The sequence below is a fragment of the Succinimonas sp. genome, from assembly GCF_045225735.1.
Lineage (GTDB): Bacteria > Pseudomonadota > Gammaproteobacteria > Enterobacterales > Succinivibrionaceae > Succinimonas.
In genome coordinates this window covers 1-4,703 of record NZ_JBGVBR010000119.1, presented here as the reverse complement: position 1 = coordinate 4,703, position 4,703 = coordinate 1, and the positions used below count along the sequence as shown (strand labels likewise).

General features: G+C 49.6%; 4 protein-coding genes. 3 read left to right on the top strand and 1 reads right to left on the bottom strand.

The features are described from left to right. The coding region (locus ACJROR_RS04425; protein ID WP_406546039.1) for a hypothetical protein at window positions 1–675 on the top strand (675 nt) is incomplete at its 5' end. 219 nt (window positions 676–894) lie between these two features. Here ACJROR_RS04425 and ACJROR_RS04420 read toward each other — a convergent pair. Next, window positions 895–2,229, bottom strand: a complete 1,335-nt coding sequence (locus ACJROR_RS04420) for an anaerobic C4-dicarboxylate transporter (protein WP_406546038.1) — start codon at window positions 2,227–2,229, stop codon at window positions 895–897. A 469-nt stretch (window positions 2,230–2,698) separates the two neighbouring features. Between ACJROR_RS04420 and ACJROR_RS04415 the strand changes: the two genes are divergently transcribed. Both ACJROR_RS04415 and ACJROR_RS04410 read left to right on the top strand, forming a co-directional pair. Next, window positions 2,699–3,034 (top strand): hypothetical protein, encoded by a 336-nt coding sequence (locus tag ACJROR_RS04415; protein ID WP_406546037.1) that lies wholly within the window; start codon window positions 2,699–2,701, stop codon window positions 3,032–3,034. A 310-nt stretch (window positions 3,035–3,344) separates the two neighbouring features. Next, window positions 3,345–4,703, top strand: a 1,359-nt coding sequence (locus ACJROR_RS04410; protein ID WP_406546036.1) for an SLC13 family permease, incomplete at its 3' end; no start/stop codon positions are given.

The following is a 4,703-nucleotide window of genomic DNA, read 5'->3' as shown; positions in this document are numbered from 1 at the left end:
TATTCAAGAATGAAACATTATGATTTTCTGTGCGATGTAAAAGATGTCTTAAAGGAACTTTCGGATGATAAAAGTGTAAACCTTGATCAGAATTTTACTTATGTTTATTTGATATTTGACAGTGATTTGCACAATTTGCCTTTCAATAAAAGAGGAACAGAACATAACGTCAAAGATGTTGTTGACTGCAATATAACCATACTAACGGAGATGGCAGAATATTTTACCAATGAGACAGATCCTTCGGTTGGGAGGCTGTACATTAACTATCCAATGATGGAATCTTTCAGATATTGTAACTGCTTTGATGATCGAGACTTTCTTGATGCAAAAATTAAAATTGAATGTATTAAAGACTTCAAATCACTGGCATCTAAGAAACGACTTGCAGGAGTTAGGATTGATAATTACAAGGCTAACGATTTTGATAATTTAATAAGACTTCATTTAGCAAAATTAATATTGCTATACAATGAACTTAAAAACAGATGTTTACACGATCTTGTTTATTCTGATTATCAGAATTTGTCAACTTCCACATCAATCATAAAACAACAGCATCTTCTCGTATGCAGTGAAAGCTCGTTAAGCGTTTTAAATTCTTCATTGTTTGTTATTATTGATTATTATGGAAATAAAGCAAATTTCTATAACGATTTAATAGAATCATGTTAAACATTCTCTGATTTTTTGATTTAATTATTAAAGTCAAGAGCAGGTTCCACGCAAACTGCGCCCCTGCTACTCCTGCGCTGCCCCTTCCAGCCTTAACCGCCAGATGTCGTGTTTGGGTCATTTCCCCATATTTGCCGAACATCCGGCCCATAGGCCCTCCCACAAAAAAACGCAGCCCCGTAAGGAAACCGCGCTCTCTGTATCCGCTCTTTCCGGCGGCTAAATGAAGAGCTTCGCCAGAAGCAGACCAACCAGACAGGCTACGAACACCCCGATAAGACCGGGAACCATGAAGGAGTGGTTAAAGTACCACTTGCCGATCTTGGTGGTTCCGGAAACATCGAAGTTCACCGTGGCGATGTCCGAAGGATAGTTCGGAATAAAGAAGTAGGCATAGGTGGCCGGCATCAGGCCGATAAGCACCGGAGCCGGAAGTCCGATGGCTACGGCTACCGGAAGCAGGATCTTGGCAGTTGCCGCCTGGGAATTGACCACCACGGATACCGCAAAAAGAGCCAGCGCAAAGGTCCACGGGTAATTGTTAACCATGTCGGTAATGGCCGCCTTGAAGGAAGGCATGGCATAGGCGAAATAGGTATCGGACATCCATGCTATTCCGAAAATCGCCACGCACGCCGTCATACCGGATTTGAATACCACGCCATTGGGAACCTTGGCTACCGGAGTTTTGGCGACAATGACGATAAGGGCTCCGAAGGCCAGCATTACCATCTGAATTACCACTCCCATGGAAATGGGCTTGGCTCCTTCCCCGATGGTTCTGATAGAAGGGAATACGGCAATGATAAAGATGAGCACCAGAGCCAGCAGGAAGATGCCCACCGATATTGCGGCTTCCCGGGGCAGCTTCTCGTTAAGGGTGGTCTGGCTGGTTGCCTTCAGCTGCTCCCGGAAATCCGGATCATCCAGTTTCTTTTTGAAATCCGGATCATCCATGAGCTCCTTGCCGCGGAAATTGGAGTATATGGACATGGCAATAACGCCCATAAGCGTAGCCGGGAAGGTAACCATCAGGATATCCACGAGAGTGATGTTCTCAAGTCCCGGGATCTGCATAACGTCCTTGCCCAGATAGCAGGCCACCACCGCTGATATGGGAGATCCGGTAAGAGCCAGCTGGGAAGCCACTGAAGCCGCGGCCATGGGGCGTTCCGGACGGATTCTGTTCTTAAGGGCGATGTCTCCGATAATAGGCATAATGGTGTATACGGCATGGCCGGTGCCCAGCATCACGCTGAGGAGGAAGGTCACTAAGGGGCCCAGGAAGGTAATGCCCTTGGGATGCTTCCTCAGAATCCTCTCAGCGATCTGCAGCATGAACTTGAGTCCGCCGGAGGCCTCTAGCACGGCGGCGCAGCCTACCACCGCCAGAATAATCAGCATTACATCCACCGGAGCATGCCCTACCGGCATTCTCAGGATGAACACCTCCACCATAAGTCCGATTCCGGAGACCAGCCCCAGGCCGATACCCCCGAATCTGCTGCCGATGTAAAGCATCAGCAGCATGAAAATAAATTCCGCAATCAGCATAAAAATGTCCTGCTTAAGTCTGAGTAGTTTGCGCTGTCCCGGAAACGGAAAGAGAGAATTAAAAGCCCCGCCGGAACCGAACCAGCCTTATGAGATTCTACCATCACCCCCGGCATCAAAAAGCTAGGCAAGTTCAAAAACCCCGCAAAACAGGCTCTTTCGGATAAGATTTTAAGCCGCTGGTAACATTTTCAGGAAGATACGGAAGAGATCGTTACAAGAGACTCCGGAATAGCAGCGCGGGGTTAAATATCTCTTGAGGAGAAATCCGGAACTGCGGACGGAACATGACGGCTGCAAAAAACATGAAGAAATGTCCCGACCTGCTTACAGGCAGTGCCGGCACAGATCTGAAACCTTTATCACCCCCATGTCAGAAACGCCGCGACGGCTGCTAAAAAGCTAATCCCGAACAACGCGCCGCAACCGCAGCCAATCCAGCCGCTGTTTTTCCGGTTCGGCATGAGTATTGAAAAAAGAAGCATGCAGCCGTAGGCCCAAAAGGCAACCCATCCTATTAACCCCCATACTAACCACATACTCATCTCCTCTTGTAACGCTGTTAAACGCAATTTCCCGGATATCCGACGCTCCGGAAAAGACGGTCACCAAATCAGAAAAAGCTCTGAAGCCTTTATTTGCCCGCCAGCCAGAACAGCCAAAATGTAACGACCATACAGAGGATAACCCCGAATACCGCTCCGCCGCAGCAGCCTATGCAGCTGCTGTCTTCATTGTTCGGCATGATTTTCTGGAAAATGAGCATGCCGCCGCAGGCGCAAAAGAAAGCGACCATCCCAACTAATGCCAGACAGCCCCTCATGATCTCCTCCTGTCACGCTTTCAAACTAAATTCCCGGCTGTCCGCGGGCATGAATCAAGGATATTTTCCGCCCCGTATCCTGATCAGATTTGCTCCTTTGCCTGTCATTTTAGCTGTCATTTCTGACTGTCTGCCACCGGATTTCCCCGCAAAATACCGCTCAGAGGTAACATTTTCGGGATAAAGTCACAATATTGCTCACGTCAATCATCATTTAGAAACCATTTTCAGCGAGGATGACTACAATTACAGCCGGAAAATTTTCTAATAACTCTATAACAGGAAGAAAGTTATGACTAACGCACCCTCATCTCCGGGAAGCGGCTCAAATGCCCCTTCAGGAAATACTGATGCCGCACCGGCTTCAGATTCCGGGCTGAAGGCAAACATCATAAAGCTGTTTGTTATCGCCCTTATCTGTGCTTTCACCTATTTTCTGCCCGCCATCATGCCGGAAACTCTGCCTCTTACGGCTGTGCAGCAGATCACTCTGGTGATATTTGTGGGAGCGGCTCTGCTCTGGATTCTGGAGCCCATGCCGGTATATGCCACCTCCCTTACCATTATCGGCTCTCTCTGTATCTTTATCTCGGACGGCGGTCTTACCCCGGTGCGGGAATATCTTAAAGCCACAGACCCCAGCCACGTCATGAAGTACCAGCAGGTGCTGAACAGCTTCAGTTCTCCGGTGCTGATACTCTTTATCGGCGGTTTTGCCCTGGCTATTGCCGCCACCAAGTACAAGCTGGACATCAATCTGGCCAAGATTCTGCTGAAGCCCTTCGGCAAGCGTCCGGGTCTGGTCACCATGGGCATCATGTGCATCACCGGCTGCTTCGCCATGTTCATGAGCAACACCGCCACCACCGTTATGATGCTGGCCATGATCGCTCCGGTGCTGGCAACTGTTGACAAGAAGGATCCCGGCATCAAGGCGCTGGTACTGGCTGTGCCCTTTGCTGCCAACATCGGCGGCATTGCCACCCCGGTGGGCACTCCTCCCAATGCCATCGCTCTGAGCTTTCTTACCGGCGAAAACTCCATCAGCTTCCTGAACTGGATGATAATCTGCTTCCCGCTGGCCATAATCTGCATTATGGCAGCCTGGCTGGTGCTGCACTTCATGTTCCCCTTCCGCATCTCCGAAATCAAGCTCACCATTGATTCCAAATTCGAGAAGGACTGGAAATCCATTGTGGTTTATGTGATTTTCGGACTTACCATCCTCCTGTGGATGACCGAAAAGCTCCACGGCATCAACAGCTACATCATTGCTCTGGTTCCGCTCATGGGCTACACCGCTACCGGCATTCTGGAAACCGGCGACATCAAGCGCATGAACTGGGACGTTATCTGGCTCATCGCCGGCGGTATCGCCATCGGCAATGCTCTGGGCGTAACCGGTCTGGCTGACAAGCTGGCTCACATGGTAGACTACTCGCAGTTCAGCGGCTTTATGATCATCGCCGTTTTGGCCACCATCGGCTGGGCGCTGTCAAACTTTATCTCCAACACCGCCGCAGCCAACCTGATGATCCCCATCGCCGTAGCGGTGCTGGCCAACGCCGATACCGGCATGCACATGTCTCACTGCCTGATAATCATGGCTCTGGCCATGAGCTTCGCCATGACGCTGCCTATCAGCACTCCT